The 16,757-nt window shown below is 62.5% G+C and carries 12 protein-coding genes, 2 pseudogenes and 1 riboswitch; of the genes and pseudogenes, 5 read left to right on the top strand and 9 right to left on the bottom strand.

Going from position 1 to position 16,757, the window contains the following annotated elements; genetic code table 11:
• Positions 1-4: 4 nt before the first annotated feature.
• On the bottom strand, positions 5-295 hold the full coding sequence (locus tag E4P82_RS13455; protein WP_169249368.1) for a DUF6763 family protein: 291 nt from the start codon (positions 293-295) through the stop codon (positions 5-7).
• Positions 296-404: 109 nt separating this feature from the next.
• Between E4P82_RS13455 and E4P82_RS13450 the strand changes: the two genes are divergently transcribed.
• Positions 405-1,319 (top strand): eIF2B alpha/beta/delta subunit family protein, encoded by a 915-nt coding sequence (locus E4P82_RS13450; protein ID WP_169249367.1) that lies wholly within the window; start codon positions 405-407, stop codon positions 1,317-1,319.
• Between the two features lie 33 nt (positions 1,320-1,352).
• Here E4P82_RS13450 and acs read toward each other — a convergent pair whose 3' ends face one another.
• From acs to dksA, 3 genes are all read right to left on the bottom strand, one after another.
• Complete coding sequence (acs, locus tag E4P82_RS13445; RefSeq protein WP_169249366.1) at positions 1,353-3,290, bottom strand: acetate--CoA ligase; 1,938 nt, start codon at positions 3,288-3,290, stop codon at positions 1,353-1,355.
• Between the two features lie 88 nt (positions 3,291-3,378).
• A complete protein-coding gene (gene gluQRS, locus E4P82_RS13440) occupies positions 3,379-4,383 on the bottom strand; it encodes a tRNA glutamyl-Q(34) synthetase GluQRS (RefSeq protein WP_169249365.1) in 1,005 nt (334 codons plus the stop codon).
• A 37-nt stretch (positions 4,384-4,420) separates the two neighbouring features.
• Entirely contained in the window at positions 4,421-4,846 is a 426-nt protein-coding gene (dksA, locus tag E4P82_RS13435; protein ID WP_169249364.1) for an RNA polymerase-binding protein DksA, read from the bottom strand.
• A 593-nt stretch (positions 4,847-5,439) separates the two neighbouring features.
• Here dksA and E4P82_RS13430 point away from each other — a divergent pair.
• The 4 genes and pseudogenes from E4P82_RS13430 (at position 5,440) to E4P82_RS13415 (ending at position 12,062) form a co-directional block, all read left to right on the top strand.
• Positions 5,440-8,271 (top strand): 2-oxoglutarate dehydrogenase E1 component, encoded by a 2,832-nt coding sequence (locus E4P82_RS13430; RefSeq protein ID WP_169249363.1) that lies wholly within the window; start codon positions 5,440-5,442, stop codon positions 8,269-8,271.
• A 49-nt stretch (positions 8,272-8,320) separates the two neighbouring features.
• Positions 8,321-9,578 (top strand): annotated as a pseudogene (gene odhB, locus E4P82_RS13425) (2-oxoglutarate dehydrogenase complex dihydrolipoyllysine-residue succinyltransferase).
• 110 nt (positions 9,579-9,688) lie between these two features.
• Positions 9,689-11,122 carry a dihydrolipoyl dehydrogenase gene (lpdA, locus tag E4P82_RS13420; protein ID WP_169249362.1) on the top strand — a complete coding sequence of 478 codons (1,434 nt, stop codon included), beginning with the start codon at positions 9,689-9,691 and terminating at the stop codon, positions 11,120-11,122.
• Between the two features lie 223 nt (positions 11,123-11,345).
• Entirely contained in the window at positions 11,346-12,062 is a 717-nt protein-coding gene (locus E4P82_RS13415; protein WP_211203148.1) for an SDR family oxidoreductase, read from the top strand.
• Between the two features lie 18 nt (positions 12,063-12,080).
• Here E4P82_RS13415 and E4P82_RS13410 read toward each other — a convergent pair whose 3' ends face one another.
• From E4P82_RS13410 to E4P82_RS13390, 5 genes and pseudogenes are all read right to left on the bottom strand, one after another.
• Entirely contained in the window at positions 12,081-12,776 is a 696-nt protein-coding gene (locus tag E4P82_RS13410; protein WP_169249361.1) for an HAD family hydrolase, read from the bottom strand.
• Positions 12,773-14,011 carry an O-succinylhomoserine sulfhydrylase gene (locus E4P82_RS13405; RefSeq protein WP_169249360.1) on the bottom strand — a complete coding sequence of 413 codons (1,239 nt, stop codon included), beginning with the start codon at positions 14,009-14,011 and terminating at the stop codon, positions 12,773-12,775. The genes E4P82_RS13410 and E4P82_RS13405 overlap by 4 nt, the downstream gene beginning before the upstream one ends.
• Positions 14,012-14,116: 105 nt before the next feature.
• Positions 14,117-14,191, bottom strand: a riboswitch (SAM riboswitch).
• A 46-nt stretch (positions 14,192-14,237) separates the two neighbouring features.
• A complete protein-coding gene (gene purF / locus E4P82_RS13400; protein ID WP_169249359.1) occupies positions 14,238-15,749 on the bottom strand; it encodes an amidophosphoribosyltransferase in 1,512 nt (503 codons plus the stop codon).
• 36 nt (positions 15,750-15,785) lie between these two features.
• On the bottom strand, positions 15,786-16,292 hold the full coding sequence (locus E4P82_RS13395) for a CvpA family protein (protein WP_169249358.1): 507 nt from the start codon (positions 16,290-16,292) through the stop codon (positions 15,786-15,788).
• Positions 16,293-16,420: 128 nt separating this feature from the next.
• Positions 16,421-16,757: pseudogene (locus E4P82_RS13390) on the bottom strand (SPOR domain-containing protein); the annotation flags it as partial.

Raw genomic sequence — 16,757 nt, 5'->3', positions numbered from 1 at the left:
GCGCTCAGTCTTCCCGGTCGGCGAGCAGGTCGTTCTCGTCGCTGAACTCTTCGTCCTTGTCGTAGCCCAGGTCGTCCGGCTCGATTTCATCGTAGGGGCCGGACCAGTCTTCCGGCGCTTCGATGGTCTCCAACGGCAGCTCGTACCAGGCATCCAGATCCATCTCTTCCAACTCGCCGTCGAAGTATTGAATTTCGACCGTCTGGGCGTCTTCGTCCAGGGCGACGACCTCGAAATCGTTGCCGGTGTCTTCGTTGCGGTACCAATTGCCGATGATGGGATCAACATCGCTCATAACCGGTCTCCTGCTGAAATCGGGAAGTGGGCGGGCCGCCGGCGGGGACTGGCGTTGTCATATCCTGGTAGCGACCAGCGATCGTTTATTATCCATTTAATTCTTAACGATGAACCACCCGCAATTCAACCGTGAAATCGTGGAAATTCGCGATGATCGCATCCACGGCGCCAGCGAACTGGCTCGCCGTTGCCTGGCGATCCTGGCGGAGGCGGCGAAGACGCTGCCGGCCGCCGATTGTGACGAATTTCGGCAACGCTTACTGACCTTGGCCGCCGAACTGGCGGTAATCCGACCAAGCATGGCACCGATCGGCAACCTGCTGCGGCGTTGGCAAGAGCGGATCGGTACCGCCAACGGGGATCTGGAGCTGCTCCGCCGGCTGGCCGCCGAGCACGCGGCGGCGCTGATCGCCCTGTCGCGCCAAGCCGTGACCGACTGCGCCGCCCACGCGGCCCGGTGGTTCGGTCCCGGTCGTACCTTGATGACCCACAGTCTCAGCTCGACGGTGCTCGAAACCTGTCGCTTGCTCAGGAACCAGGACTTGCGAATGATCGTCACCGAATCGCGGCCACTGACCGAGGGACGGCGGATGGTGGAGCGGCTCTCGGCCTGGAACGTACCGACGACTTACATCACCGACGCCCAGATGGGCTTGTTTGTTGCCCGCGCCGATGGCGTGCTGGTCGGCGCCGACAGTCTGCTGGCCGACGGTTCGGCAATCAATAAGGTGGGGACTGCTTTGCTGGCGCTGGCGGCACGCGAATGCGGCGTGCCCTTCCACGTCTGCTGCGAGAGTTTCAAACAGCGCGCCGAAAATGAGTCGCCGCCGGAACTGGAGGAGATGGCGTCCGCCGAACTGGAAGTGCCGGCCTGGCCCGGTGTCAGCGTGCGCAATGTGTATTTTGACATCACCCCGGCGCAGCTGATCGATGTCTGGATCAGCGAAACGGGCGTGCGCCAGGCCGTCGCGGCCCCATGGAAAAACCCGGCCGTCTCGGCGAGACGGCCGGGTTCGGAGTGACTACGGGATCGTTGTCGTGATCCCAGCGGGTCGTTACTTCACCGCGCGGTTATCGACCAGATCGGTGACCACGTTCGGATCGGCCAGGGTCGAGGTATCGCCCAGCGCATCGACTTCGTTGGCGGCGATCTTGCGCAGAATGCGGCGCATGATCTTGCCGGAGCGGGTCTTGGGCAGGCCGGGCGCCCACTGGAGCGCGTCCGGCGAGGCGATCGGACCGATTTCCTTGCGGACGTGGGCGATCAGTTCCTTGCGCAGCGCCTCGGTCGGTTCGACGCCCATCTTGAGGGTGACGTAGGCATAGATACCCTGACCCTTGATGTCGTGCGGGAAGCCGACCACCGCCGCTTCGGCGACCGCCGGATGCAGCACCAGCGCCGATTCGACCTCGGCGGTGCCCATGCGGTGACCGGAAACGTTGATGACATCGTCCACCCGGCCAGTGATCCAGTAGTAGCCGTCCTCGTCGCGGCGCGCGCCGTCGCCGGTGAAGTACAGACCCTTGTACATCGAAAAATAGGTTTCGATGAACCGCGGGTGATCGCCGTACACGGTGCGCATCATCCCCGGCCATGGCCGAGTGATGACCAGGTTGCCGTCGGTGGCGCCTTCCAGGAACTGACCCTCGGCATCCACCAGGGCTGGGGTTACGCCGAAGAACGGCCGAGTGGCGGAACCGGGCTTCAGCGGGGTGGCGCCCGGCAGCGGGGTGATCAGGATGCCGCCGGTTTCGGTCTGCCACCAGGTGTCGACGATCGGGCAGCGGCTGTCGCCGACGTTGTGATAGTACCACTCCCAGGCTTCGGGGTTGATCGGCTCGCCCACGGAACCCAGTAGGCGCAGCGATTTGCGCGAGGTCGCCTTGACCGGGCCTTCGCCCTCGCGCATCAGCGAGCGGATGGCGGTCGGCGCGGTGTAAAAGATGTTGACCTGGTGCTTGTCGACCACCTGCCAGAACCGACCGGCATCCGGGAAGGTCGGAATGCCTTCGAACATGATGGTGGTGGCGCCGTTGGCCAGGGGACCGTAGACGATGTAGGAATGGCCGGTGACCCAGCCCACGTCGGCGGTGCACCAGTAGATGTCACCATCGTGATAGTCGAAGATATATTTGTGGGTGGCCGCGGCGTGCAGCAGGTAGCCGCCGGTGGTGTGCAGCACGCCCTTGGGCTTGCCGGTGGAGCCGGAGGTGTACAGGATGAACAGCGGGTCTTCGGCGTCCATCTGCTCCGGGGGGCAGTCGGCGGACGCGGTGGCCATCACATCGTGATACCACACGTCGCGGCCTTCGACCCAGGAGATATTGCCGCCGGTGCGCTTGACCACCACCATCTTCTGGACGCTGGGCGTGCTCTGCAACGCTTTGTCCGCGTTGGCTTTCATCGGCACTTGGCGTCCGCCGCGCAGACCTTCGTCGGAAGTGACGACCACATTGCATTCGGCGTCGATGATGCGGTCCTTCAGCGAATCCGGCGAGAAGCCGCCGAACACGATGGAATGGACAGCGCCGATGCGGGTGCAAGCCAGCATGGCGACCGCGGTTTCGGGAATCATCGGCATGTAAATGCAGACCCGATCGCCTTTCTTGACGCCCAGGCCCTTCAGGGCATTGGCGAACTTGCAGACATCTTCGTGCAGTTGCTTGTAGGTGATCTTCTTGTCTTCGTTGGGGCTGTCGCCCTCCCAGATGACGGCGATTTGGTCGCCGCGGGTCGCCAGGTGGCGATCCAGGCAGTTATGGCTGACGTTGAGCTTGCCGCCCTCGAACCAACGAATATGTCCCTTGGTGAAATCCCAGTCCAGCACCTTATCCCAGGGCTTGTACCAGGAAAGAAACTGTTGGGCTTGTTCCGCCCAGAACCCTTCCGGATCGTCGACCGAGCGCTTGTACATTTCCAGGTATTGATCGTTGTTGATCCAAGCGTGCGCGGCGACTTCGGCGGGTACTGGATAGACCTTGGCTTCAGACATTATCGTGTTGCTCCTTTGGTGGGATGGGGTTGTGATATCAGCGGCGGGGGCGGAGGTCGGCGAGCGCCACGCCTGGTGCCGTTTGATTTTATCGCTCTAAGTCTAGAAGCTCGATTGCCTGAGTCAATCCATCCGGCGCGGGTTCGCGAGCGCGCCGAGGGTCCCAACGGCGCGCCGGTATCGGCGGCACCCGTTCCAGTCGCCAGTGGGTGCATGCCCAAGCCAGAATTGTCGCCGGTGGCGCTCCGCCCAGTTCGAAAGGTGGGTTTTGGCCGAGAAAACGCAGCGCGGCCATGAGGGCCAATCCCGGTTTGTCGAGATCGAGCGGTGCCGCTCCGGTTTGCTTGCCGAGCTTGTGGCCGCGCCGATCGACGGCGACCGGCAGGTGGGCGTAGGTGGGCGTGGGCAGGCCCAGCAGCGTTTGCAGGTAAATCTGTCGCGGGGTGGAATCCAGCAAGTCGCCGCCGCGCACGATCTGGGTGATCCCCTGAGCTGCGTCGTCCACCACGACCGCCAGTTGGTAGGCGAACAGACCATCGGCGCGACGGATCACGAAATCGCCCACCTCCCGCTCCAGATCTTGCTCGTAGGGGCCTTGCACAGCGTCTTGGAACGCCAGCGGCGTGTCGGTCACACGCAAGCGGATGGCGGCGGCGCGGCGCGGTTGGCGGATGCCGTCGCGGCAATGGCCGGGGTAAATCGGACCACCATCGCTAGCGTGGATGGAGAGGGTGGCCAATTCCCGCCGGGTGCAGGTGCAGGGATAGGCCAGTCCGGCTCGCGACAATCGCTCCAGTGCCGCCTCGTAGCCCTCTCGTCGCTGGCTCTGATACCACACCGGTCCGTCCCAGTGCAGACCATGGCGGTCCAGGGCGTGCAGAATGGCATCGGTGGCGCCCGGCACGCTGCGGGGCGTATCCAGGTCTTCGATGCGCAACAACCACTCTCCGCCGCAACGTCGCGCCTCCAGGAAACTGGCGAGCGCGGCGACCAGGGAGCCAAAATGGAGCGGTCCGGTCGGGGACGGCGCGAAACGGCCGCGCGCCGGGCCATTCCCTATCGACTGGGAGCCTGCGTCAAGCAACCGCCGCATGAGTGAAGTGCGAGGCCAACCGAGCGATGTCGCGCGGTTAACCCTGTTTCTCGCGGATTTCTTCCAGCATCTTGCAGTCGATACACAAGGTGGCGGTCGGACGAGCCTGCATGCGTGGCAGCCCGATCTCCACGCCGCAAGCCTCGCAATAGCCGTAATCGCCGCTTTCGATCTGAGCCAGCGCTTCGTTGATTTTCTTGAGCAGTTTGCGTTCCCGATCACGGGTGCGCAGTTCCAGGCTGAATTCCTCTTCCTGAGTGGCGCGGTCGTTGGGATCGGGAAACGCGGAAGACTCGTCCCGCATGTGGTTGACCGTGCGGCTCACCTCATCCAGCAGACTTTGTTTCCAGTCTTGGAGAACTTGGCGAAAGTAAGTCCGTTGAGCGTCGCCCATATAGGCCTCGCCTTCGGCGGGCTGGTAGGACACGGGCGCTCCCTGCGCGATCGGATTGGTAGCGACCATCGCGATTCCCTCCTGAATGGAACCAGACCGGCGCGGCGGAAACAGCCGTTATCGATCTCCGCCACGATGCTGGCACCGGCGACTCGCGATGCCATCGCTTGAAAATGTACAGCAGCCTTGTTGTCATGGCAAAAGTTATGACGGAAATGGCCATTGCCGGCCGCCGAGCGCGAGGTGATCGGAATTCGATCGGGTTGGCGAGGAATGAATTGGAACAAGCAATTGCGGGTTTATCCGCGTCCGTGCCATCGTTATAATCGCCTTGCCCTTAAAACCACCCACATCTCCGGATAATTACCATGCTTTCCGCCCGGCGCATCCCGTCGTTCGCCGCCATGAGTATGGTTGTATCATTGACGGGCCGACCAGGAAAATGGTTGAGGCCGAAATAGAATGATTGGAACAACCGACGCGGTTGCACGCGATGGTGTCCTGCCCGACGTCTTCCCTGTTTCCGGTACGGCCAAAGTGCCGCCACGGCTCGGCGGGGACGCACCGCGCGGCCCGCCCGTCCATCCACTGCGCTCCAGGAAAAACCGCCCCGATCGGATGTTGTTGGGGTCCTTACAATACCCGGGAGTTAACGACCATCAATGAGCACACTTATCGAGCAGTTTCGCCAAAGTTCACCCCTGTTCGGTGGTAACGCGGCGTTCATCGAGGAACTGTACGAAAGTTTTCTGAGCGATCCGGAATCGGTCAGCGAAAACTGGCGGCAGTATTTCCGCAACTTGCAGTCGCAGACCCAGGGCGCCCGTGACGTCGCGCACGGCCCGATCCGCGATTCTTTCGCTCACCTGGCGTTGCAGCCGCAAGCCGGCGTGGGGCGCGCGCGGGCCTTCAGTCCCGTCGCCGCCGAAAAGCAGGCTTCGGTGTTGCGCATCATCAACGCCTATCGCACTCGTGGCCACAAAGCCGCCGATCTCGACCCGCTGCGCCTGCGCGACCGGCCGCCGGTGCCGGAGCTGGATCCCGGCTACCACGGTCTGAGCGAGGCCGATATGGACTCGTTGTTCAATACCGGCTCGCTGGTGGCGTCCTCGCAGTGGTCGCTGCGCGAGATTCTCGACCTGATCCGCGATGTCTATGTCGGTACCATCGGTTCCGAATACATGCATATCAACGACACCGCCGAGAAACGCTGGATTCAGAAGCGGCTGGAGGGGCAGCGCGCCCGGCTCGATCTCGATGCCGGGCAGCGTCGGGAATTGTTGCGCTGGCTGGTGGCCGCCGAGGGACTGGAGCGTTACCTGCACACCCGCTACGTCGGCCAGAAGCGCTTCTCGCTGGAAGGCGGCGAAAGCCTGATTCCGATGATGGACGAGATCATCCAATTGGCTGGCTCCCAAGGTGTGCGGGAGATCGTGATCGGCATGGCCCATCGCGGTCGCCTCAACGTACTGGTCAACATCATCGGCAAGGCCCCCAGCGAGCTGTTCGAGGAGTTCGAAGGCAAGCGGCGCGTGGCCGAGAGCAGCACCGGCGACGTCAAGTACCACATGGGGTTCTCCTCGGATGTCGAAACGCCCGGCGGCACGGTGCATTTGGCGCTGGCTTTCAACCCCTCGCACCTGGAAATCGCCAATCCAGTGGTCGAAGGCTCGGTGCGCGCCCGCATGGAGCGCCGTCGCCCGCCCGGCGCGGAGTTTCCGCCCCTGAATGCCGTGATGCCATTGCTGATCCACGGCGACGCCGCTTTCGCCGGCCAGGGCGTCAATATGGAAACGCTCCAATTCTCGCAGGTGCGCGGCTACCGTACCGGCGGCACCGTGCACATCGTCGTCAACAACCAGATCGGGTTTACCACCAGCAATCCGCTGGATACCCGCTCGGCGCTGTACTGCACCGATGTGGCCAAGATGGTGCAGGCACCGATCTTTCATGTGAACGGCGACGATCCCGAGGCGGTGCTGTTCGTTACCCGGTTGGCGCTCGAATACCGGATGACCTTCAACAAGGATGTGGTCATCGACATGATCTGCTACCGCCGGCTCGGTCACAACGAGGCCGACGAGCCGGCCGCCACCCAGCCGATGATGTACAAGAAGATCCGGGCGCGCAAAACCACGGCCACCTTGTACGCCGAGAAATTGATTGCCGAAGGCGTGATCGCCGAGGCTGAATTTCACGACATGCAGACCAAGTACCGCGACGATCTCGACGCCGGCCAGCAGGTGTCGCGGCCGACGCAGCCCCATGTCAAGGGACCGCATTCCGTCGATTGGTCGGCGTTCAAGAACGAGGATTGGAGCCTTCCGGTCGACACCACCGTGCCGCTGGAGACCCTCCGCGAACTGTCCGAGCAGTTGCTGAAGGTGCCCGAAGGGTTCGAGATGCACCCGCGCGTGGCCAAGATCATGGACGACCGCCGCAAGATGGCCGCTGGCGCCCTGCCGCTGGACTGGGGCTTCGCCGAAAATCTGGCCTACGCCACCTTGCTCAAGCAAGGCTATCAGGTCCGCATTTCCGGTCAGGACTGCGGTCGCGGCACCTTTTTCCATCGCCACTCGGTCCTGCATAACCAGAAGGATGGCAGCAGCTACACGCCGTTGGCCAACCTGTATTCGGGTCAGCCGACCTTTTTCGTGATCGATTCCATCCTGTCCGAGGAAGCGGTGCTGGGTTTCGAATACGGCTATACCACCGCCGAACCCAACGGATTGGTGATCTGGGAAGGGCAGTTCGGCGATTTCGCCAACGGCGCGCAGGTGGTGATCGATCAGTTCATCTCTTCCGGTCAGACCAAGTGGGGCCGGTTGTGCGGGCTGGTGATGCTGCTGCCGCATGGTTTCGAAGGCCAAGGACCCGAACACTCTTCGGCCCGGCTGGAGCGCTATCTGCAATTGTGCGCCGAGAACAACATCCAGGTGGTGGTGCCGTCGACGCCGGCCCAGTGTTTCCACATGTTGCGCCGGCAAATACTGCGCCCGTTTCGCAAGCCGCTGATCGTGATGAGCCCCAAGAGCCTGTTGCGGCACCGAATGGCGGTGAACAGCCTGGAGGATCTGACCGAGGGTTGTTTCCAGGAGATCATCGGCGAGATCGATCCGCACGATCCTCAGCAGATTACCCGGCTGGTGTTCTGCGGCGGCAAGGTTTATTACGATTTGCTGGAAGCGCGCCGCGAGCGGAAGCTGGAGCATGTCGCCATCATCCGCATCGAGCAACTCTATCCGTTTCCGCAGGCGCTCTACGGTCAGCAACTGGAGCGTTATCCCAATGTCACCGACATCGTCTGGTGTCAGGAAGAGCCCAAGAACCAAGGCGCCTGGTATCAAAGCCTGCATCACTTGGAGCGGGGTGTGCAGCCGCACCAGACGCTCCATTATGCTGGTCGCGAACCCTCGGCGTCGCCGGCGGTGGGTTACTACAGCGTCCATGTCGAACAGCAGCAAACACTCGTCAATCAGGCCCTGGGCCAGTAACCACCATGGCTTAGGCTAAAAAACCCGGAACTCAAGGGAAACAAATACAATGACCATAGAAGTGAAAGTCCCCGCTCTTCCTGAATCCGTCTCCGACGGCACTTTGGTCAACTGGAAGAAACAGCCAGGTCAAGCGGTGCGGCGAGGCGAAAACCTCGTGGATCTGGAGACCGATAAGGTCGTGCTGGACATTCCCGCCCCGGCGGACGGTGTGCTCGGGCAGATTCTACGACAGGAAGGTGACATCGTGACCACCGGCGACGTGATCGCCATGCTGGAGGAAGGGGCTGTCCAGTCCGCGGCCGAAGCCCCCGCCGCCCCTGCTCCGGCCGAGCGCTCCCGCCGCCGCCCCGGCGCTCGCGGCCACAGCGGCAGTGGACCTGGAAGGTCTGAGCCCGGCGGTGCGTCGCCTGGCCGCCGAGAATGGCCTGGATGTCAGTAAGATTTCGGGTAGTGGGCGCGGCGGGCGTGTGACCAAGGCCGACGTGCTGGCCTACATCGAGGCGCAGCAGCAAGGTCGTTCGACTCCCGCCCTCGCGCCGGTTGCCGCGCCGGTTGCCGCGCCGGTTGCCGCGCCGGCCGCGCCGCTGCCGCCCGATACCCTCGGTCGCCTGGAACAGCGCGTGCCGATGACCCGGTTGCGTGCCCGCATCGCCGAGCGACTGCTGATGGCCAAGAACAGCACCGCCATGTTGACGACGTTCAACGAAATCAACATGAAGCCGGTGATGGATCTGCGCAACCGCTACAAGGATCAGTTCGAGAAGACTCACAATGTCCGCTTGGGCTTCATGGGCTTCTTCGTCAAGGCGGTGATCGAAGCGCTCAAGCGCTATCCGGCGGTAAACGGTTCGATCGACGGTAACGATGTCGTTTACCACGGCTACTACGATATCGGCATCGCGGTATCTTCGCCGCGCGGGCTGGTGGTGCCGATCCTGCGCGACGCCGACCAGATGAGCCTGGCCGATATCGAGAAGGCGATCGGCGAGTTCGGTCAGAAAGCGAAAGAGGGAACCTTGACCGTCGAGGATATGACCGGCGGCACCTTCACCATCACCAACGGCGGTGTGTTCGGCTCGCTGATGTCCACGCCGATCCTCAACCCGCCGCAGAGCGGCATTCTCGGCATGCACGCCACCAAGGATCGGCCGGTGGCGGAGAACGGTCAAGTCGTGATTCGGCCGATGATGTACGTGGCCCACTCCTATGATCACCGCATCATCGACGGGCGCGAAGCCGTGACTTTCCTGGTCACCGTCAAGGAGTGCATCGAGGACCCGGCCCGCCTGGTCCTGAACGTCTGACATGGGAGAAGGACAGGAATCGAGGTCGGTGCGTGGCCTTAGGCGCATCCTTTTTTCCTGTCCTCCATTCCCGATTTCCTTAATTCCCTGTTCGCTGATAGGTACAAGCAATGGCAAAGACTTACGATGTGGTCGTCATCGGAGGCGGTCCCGCCGGCTATGTGGCGGCGATCCGCTGCGCGCAGCTCGGTCTGGAGACCGCCTGCGTGGAGCAGTGGATTAATTTCAAGGGCGATCCCGCTCTGGGCGGCACCTGCCTGAACGTGGGCTGCATCCCGTCCAAGACCTTGCTCGAATCCTCCGAACAGTACCATCACCTCAAGGAAGGTATCGATAGCCACGGTATCCATGTCGAAGGGGTCAAGCTGGATCTCGACCGGATGATGGCGCGCAAGGAAGACATCGTGCTGCAACTTACCAATGGCATCGGCGCCTTGTTCAAGGCCAACGGTGTCGAATGGTTGCAGGGTCACGGCAAGCTGTTGGCCGACCGGCAGGTGGAAATCACCCACCGCGACGGTTCGAGCGACGTGGTGAGCGCCGACAACGTGATTATTGCCACCGGTTCCGTGCCGATCGATATCGGTGCCGCTCCGGTGGACAATGCCGAAGGTCTCATCGTGGATTCGACCGGCGCCTTGGATTTCCGCCAGGTACCCGAAACCCTGGGCGTGATCGGTGCCGGCGTGATCGGTCTGGAACTGGGTAGCGTGTGGAACCGCCTGGGCGCCAAGGTCGTCATGCTGGAAGCGGTCGAGGATTTTCTGGCCTTGGCCGACCAGCAGATCGCCCGTGACGCGCTGCGTCAATTCAAGAAGCAAGGTCTGGATATCCGGCTCGGGACCCGTGTCATCGCCACCGAGAAGACCGGAGACGGCGTCAAGGTCCATTTCAAGGACAAGGACGGTGACCATGAGATCGTGTTCGAGAAACTGCTGGTATCGGTGGGCCGGCGACCGAATACCGACGATGTCGCCGCCCCCGAGTCGGATCTGCTGTTCGGCGAGCGGGGTTTCATCCATGTCGACGAGCACTGCGAGACCAACCTGCCGGGCGTCTACGCCATCGGCGACGTGGTGCGCGGGCCGATGCTGGCCCATAAGGGTTCGGAAGAAGGCGTCATGGTGGCCGAGATCATCGCCGGCCAGCACGGCCACCTGAACTACGACGCCATTCCCTGGGTGATCTACACCGATCCAGAGATTGCCTGGGTCGGCAAGACCGAGCAGGCGCTCAAGACCGAAGGCATCCCCTATAAAATCGGTACGTTTCCGTTCAGCGCCAACGGCCGCGCCAAGGCAATGGATGCCGCCGTCGGCATGGTCAAGATGCTGGCCCATGCGGAAACCGATGCGCTGCTGGGCTGCCATATCATCGGTCCCTACGCCTCCGAGTTGATCCAGGAAACGGTGCTGGCGATGGAATTCAATGCCAGCAGCGAGGATCTGGCCCGGACCATCCATGGCCATCCAACCCTGTACGAGGCGATGCACGAGGCAGCGCTGTCCGTCCATGGCCGCGCCCTGCACAAAATCAATACTTGAGTTTCTGCGGAAGTTGGACAAAGGGCGCGGGTATCGCGCCCTTTTTTTGTTGCGTCGCAAAAGCTGCGGCGGCTTCTTCGGGCCAGCCCAGCGGTTGATCCGATAGGGTTTTGTTTTTCTTGCAGGAGGGATGCTGTTAAGATTTACAACAATCCGTATTTTTTTTGACAACAGACAGGGCTGAATTGGAGAGCGGATCACATGTTAACCGATAAAAAACGCCTTGCCCGTAGCGGTGGTGACGGGCGCCAACCGCGGACTGGGTCTGGAAACGGCCCGACAACTGGCCCGGCGCGGCTTCCGCGTGCTGCTCACCAGCCGCAATGCGGGCAAGGGCGAGATGGCCCTGGAGAAATTGTTGGCCGAGGGGCTGGACGTGCTGTTCCAGCCGTTGGACGTCACGTCGGAAAACAGCGTCGCCGAACTGGGCGCATTCATACACAGCCGATGCGGCCGAGTGGACGTACTGGTCAATAATGCCGGGGTTTTTCTCGATAGCCACGGTTCGGAGGATTCGGGCAGCGCCAGTGTATTCAATGCCAGCCTGGACACCTTGACGGCGACGCTGCGAACCAACCTGTATGGCCCATTGCTCCTGGCTCAGGAATTGGTGCCGCTGATGAAGCAGCAACATCATGGCCGTATCGTCAATATCTCCAGCGGGATGGGGCAATTGAGCGAGATGGAAGGCAAATCGCCGGCCTACCGGATTTCCAAGACCGCGTTGAACGCGCTGACGCGCATCCTGGCGGCCGAGACCCAGGGTCATAACATTCTGGTCAATTCGGTCTGTCCGGGTTGGGTGCGCACCGAAATGGGTGGCCCCAATGCCGAACGGACGGTGGAGGAGGGTGCCACCGGCATCGTCTGGGCCGCCACCCTACCGGACGATGGGCCGAGCGGCGGTTTCTTCCGCGACGGTCAGCCGATTCCCTGGTAGACCGACGCTGGCGCGGTTTTAGGGAGCGGCGCTCTCCCACATCGTCAATACGCTTTCCAGTTCCGCCAGATGGCCGATTTCCGCTTCCGCTCGCGGACCACCGGGCCATTCCCGATGGATGCGATTGACCCAGACCGTGCGGAAACCGGCTTGCGTCGCGCCGAAGACATCGTGTTCCGGGTCATCGCCGACATGGACGATCTGCTCGGGTTGTGCCGCCAGCCGTTGGCGGGCCAGTTCGAACATCAACGGTTCCGGTTTGGCCGCGCCCACATCGATGGCGTTGAGCGAGAAGGCAAAGACGTCATGCAAGCCGATCAAGCGCAGATCGGCGTTGCCGTTGGATAGGGAGGCCAGCGTATAGCGTCGGGCCAGCCGCTCCAGGGTCGGCCGTACGTCCGCGAACGGCTCCACCGCGTTGCGGGCAATGAAGAACACTTCGAACGCGCTGTCCACGTCGAACTCCCGATAACCGACCCGCCGCGCCGCCAGATTCAAGGCCGCCTTGCGCAACCAGGTGCGGTCATGGGCCATGTTCGGACGAGCGGCGATCACCTCGGCCGATAAGTCCCGCAGCTCCAGCGGAGTGAATTGCTCGGCCATGCGCGGGTAGCGCGCCGCCAGCCAGTCGTGCAGCAACTGCTCGGCGCGTTCGACCACCGGCCAGATATCCCAGAGCGTGTCGTCCAGATCGAAAGTGATGGCTTTGATCATCGATCGGTCGTTTCTCCCCTAGTGGCGGAGAGATCGGAGTGAGAGGCGATACGCTGGAAGCCGCGTTCCAGATCGCGCTGGATGTCCGCGACCGTCTCCAGGCCCACCGAAATGCGCACCAGCCCCTCGCAAATACCGGCGGTTTCACGCTCTTGCGGAGTCAGTCGGCCGTGAGTGGTGGTGGCGGGATGGGTGATGGTGGTTTTGGCATCGCCCAGGTTGGCGGTGATGGAGATCATCTGGGTGGCGTCGATCAGCGCCCAAGCGGCTTCTCGACCGCCGTGCAGTTCGAAGGAAACGATGCCGCCAAAGCCGCTCTGTTGTCGCTTTGCCAGTTCGTGCTGCGGGTGCGAGGGCAGGCCGGGATAATAAACCCGCTCCACCGCCGGTTGAGCCTCCAGCCAGCGGGCCAAGTGCAGCGCGCTCTCGCTGTGGGCGCGCATCCGCAGAGACAAGGTTTCCAATCCCTTGAGGAATACCCAGGCGTTGAACGGGCTCAGAGTGGGACCGGCGGTGCGCAGGAATCCGTAAATATCGACACCGACTCGCTGCCGGTCGCCCACCACGGCGCCACCGACGCAACGGCCTTGACCGTCCAGATACTTGGTGGCGGAATGAATGACCAGATCGGCGCCCAGTGGGAAGGGTTGTTGCAGGGCGGGGGTACAGAAACAATTGTCCACCACCAGCAGGCAGCCGTGCGCGTGGGCGAGATCGGCCAGCGCTCGGATATCGGCCAACTCCATCAGCGGATTGGACGGGGTTTCCAGGTAGAACAACCGGGTTTCCGGGCGGATCGCGGCTTCCCAGGCGGCGAGATTGGACAAGGGGACGTAGCTGGTGGCGATGCCGAACTTGCTCAGGTAGTTGGTGAACAGCGAAATCGTACTGCCGAAAATGCTGTTGGCCGAGACGATGTGGTCGCCGCTCTTCAGCAGCGCCATGCAGGTCGCCAGGATCGCCGCCATCCCCGACGAGGTGGCGATGCAGGTTTCGCCGCCTTCCAGCGCTGCCAGCCGCTCCTGGAACACGCGCACGGTTGGGTTGGTGAAGCGGGAGTAGATGTTGCCCGCGACCGTGCCGCTGAAGCGGGCGGCGGCTTCGGCGGCATTGGCGAACACGAAACTGGAAGTGGCGAAAATCGGTTCGGCGTGTTCGCCTTCGAAGGTACGCTGCTGGCCGGCGCGCACCGCCAGGCTGGCGAAACCGAGTTCGGGAATATCGTCGATGGGCATGTCCAAACATCTCCGCGGTAAATAGGGGTTGCAAAGTCGCTGCGGAGTGTCCTGGCGCCGCCGGCGGCGCGCGGGCATGAAAAAACCCGCGCGGTGGGAGACCCAGGCAGGTTCAACCCGCTTTAGCGAAATTTGTTAAGCGCCCGCAAGCTGAACATTCAAATCGGCGCTGGAAAGCAAGCTTAGAAGGTCAGCGCCCTGCTGTCAAAAATACCGAGCGCCGTGCTCAGGCATCGTTGTGCAGGTCGATGAAAGCATTTTCGGCGGCTTCATGGGTGGCCTTGACGCTGTCGGAACGCTCGCGGGCCAGACAATCCAGATAGGCCCGATCGATGTCGCCGGTCACGTACTCGCCGGTAAAGCAGGAAGCGTCGAAAGCCTTGAGCGCGCGGTTGCCGCGCCGCACTGCTTCTTCCAGGTCGGACAAATCCTGAAAAATCAGATGATCGGCGCCGATGGCGCGCGCTACTTCTTCTTCGGAACGACCATGGGCGATCAGCTCGTAAGCGGCCGGCATGTCGATGCCATAGACGTTGGGATAGCGCACCGGCGGCGCCGCTGAGGCGAAATACACCTTGCGGGCGCCGGCCTCCCGAGCCATGCAGATAATCTGTTCGGAGGTGGTGCCGCGGACGATGGAATCGTCCACCAGCAGCACGTTCTTGCCGCGAAATTCCAGGTCGATCGCGTTCAGCTTCTGCCGCACCGATTTCTTGCGGATTTTCTGGCCGGGCATGATGAAGGTGCGGGCGATGTAACGGTTCTTGATGAAGCCTTCCCGATACTTGATGCCCAGGATCGAAGCCATTTGCAGGGCGGCGGTGCGGCTGGTGTCGGGAATCGGAATCACTACGTCGATATCTTGATCCGGCCAGACCCGCAGGATTTTTTCGGCCAAGTATTCGCCCATCCGCAGCCGGGCCTTATGCACCGAGACCTGATCCATGATCGAGTCGGGTCGGGCCAGGTAGACGAATTCGAAGATGCAGGGGGAATAGCTTGGGTGGTCAGCGCACTGGCGAGCGTGCATGCGCCCATCGAGGTCGAACAGCACCGCCTCGCCCGGCGCCACGTCGCGGATGCGCTGAAAATCCAGCGCGTCCAGCGCCACGCTTTCGGAGGCGACCATGTACTCCATGCCATCCTCGGTCTCGCGCCGGCCGAACACCAGCGGCCGGATACCGTAGGGGTCGCGGAAGGCCACCAGGCCGAAGCCGACGATCAGCGCCACGGCGGCGTAGGCGCCCCGCACCCGCCGGTGCACCGCCGCCACCGCCGCGAAGATATCCTCGGCATCGATCGACAGCTTGCTGCGCTGCTGCAATTCGTGGGCGAATACGTTGAGCAGGATTTCCGAGTCGGAATTGGTGTTGATGTGGCGCAGGTCGGAGCGGAACAATTCGTCCTTGAGCTGGATGGCGTTGGTCAGGTTGCCGTTATGGGCCAAGGTGATACCGAACGGCGAGTTGACGTAGAACGGTTGTGCCTCGGCGGAATCGGAACTGCCGGCGGTTGGATAGCGGACATGGCCGATCCCGATATTGCCGGGTAGGTTGCGCATGTGGCGGGTGCGGACCACATCGCGGATCAGGCCGTTGTCCTTGCGCAGGAACAAGCGGCCGAGGTCGCAGGTGACGATGCCCGCCGCATCCTGGCCACGATGCTGCAATACGGTGAGGCCGTCGAACAGGCTTTGGTTGACCGGGCTACGTCCCGCGATACCGATAATTCCGCACATCTGTCACCACCCGCGCGTGCTGGACGGCTACCGCCGTCATTTGGGAACGATTTCGGGAAAGCGAAAATTCTGGGCCAGCTCCGGCGGCAGGAAATCCCGCAACCAGAGGGCGGTTTCCTGGAAGTGACGTAGCAGCAGCGATTGTTGCCACCAGGGATCCTTGGGTAGCGGCGTCAATCCCGCCGCCAATACCAGCACGGTGACGACGGCCGCGCCTCGCGCCAGACCGAAGCTCATGCCCAAGACCCGGTCAGTGCCGGTCAGTCCGGTATAGTGGACCAGGTAGGACGCGAGGATGCCGATCAGCCCGCCGATCAGCAGCGTGATGAGGAACAGGCCACCAAAGGCGGCCGCGGCGCGCAGCGACGGTACATCCAGGTAGGGCGTAAGATGCGTGGCGGCTTGTTCGGCGAACAGGAAGGAGATGGCGAAGGCGGCGATCCAGGTGGCCAGCGAGATTACTTCGCGCAACAGGCCGCGCCAAAATCCGACCAGCATGGAAAGGGTGATGATGGCGATGATCAGGTAATCCGCCCAGTTCATGGGTTGCGGTATCCCGCTCCGGAACATTCGTGCGCATGGGTCATGAGGGGAGGGTCGCTTACGGCCTCAGGGACTTGCATCTTAGCAAAAACGCGCGTGGGCTGAAACGTGGCGGCGATCGACGGGATTCAACGCCAGATGCGCACCAGGTACAGCGGCCGGCCGTTGGCCGTGGTCTGTTCGACCGCCGCTCGGATATTGCGGCTCCGGTAGCGGTCGCGCACAACATAGGCATTGTCCTGCAACGCGAAACTGGCTACCACGGTACCGCTGCTGGCTGGCGGGGTTGGCGGGCTCGAAGTCGCCGCCGGGGCTCGAGATTTGGCGACCAGCTCGATTTGGGGCGGGGCGGTGGGCGGTTTGGCTCGGGCAGCCTTGGCCTGAGCCTGAGCCTGAGCCTGAGCCTGAGCCTGGGCTTGACGGCGGGCTTCTTCGGCGCGAGCGGCCTCCCGGCGGTCGGCGGCG

The organism is Candidatus Competibacter phosphatis (assembly GCF_012939995.1).
GTDB classification, from domain to species: Bacteria; Pseudomonadota; Gammaproteobacteria; order Competibacterales; family Competibacteraceae; genus Competibacter; species Competibacter phosphatis.
Note: the sequence above shows the minus strand (reverse complement) of the source record. Positions and strands in the feature narration are given on the sequence as shown.